Source organism: Acetivibrio ethanolgignens (assembly GCF_001461035.1).
Lineage (GTDB): Bacteria > Bacillota > Clostridia > Lachnospirales > Lachnospiraceae > Velocimicrobium > Velocimicrobium ethanolgignens.
In genome coordinates this window covers 1-340 of the sequence record NZ_LNAM01000144.1, presented here as the reverse complement: position 1 = coordinate 340, position 340 = coordinate 1, and the positions used below count along the sequence as shown (strand labels likewise).

General features: G+C 39.4%; 1 pseudogene. It reads right to left on the bottom strand.

From position 1 onward, the window contains the following. Window positions 1-91: 91 nt before the first annotated feature. Window positions 92-340, bottom strand: a pseudogene (locus tag ASU35_RS19705) (Rpn family recombination-promoting nuclease/putative transposase); the annotation flags it as partial.

The following is a 340-nucleotide window of genomic DNA, read 5'->3' as shown; positions in this document are numbered from 1 at the left end:
CCCGAAATTCAAAAACTTTCAAACCAGAACTTACGGTATTCTATCCAAACTTATATTTCTAAAAAAGTCCAATAAAGCTTACTCTATGCCGCTATTTCTCCCTTAATTTTTCGTAAACTCCTTCTACTGTATATACAGGTAACTCTGAAATAGTCTTGATAATCTGCTCAATCAAGGCTATTTCTGTTTCTAATTCTTCTGCAATTACTGCAGCTGTTTTATTCTTATCCAGTTTTTTCTTGGTTTTCGAAATAATCGCAACCAGTTCCCCTTCTGCACGTCCTTCTGCACGTCCTTCTGCACGTCCTTCTGCACGCCCTTCTGCACGCCCTTCTGCACG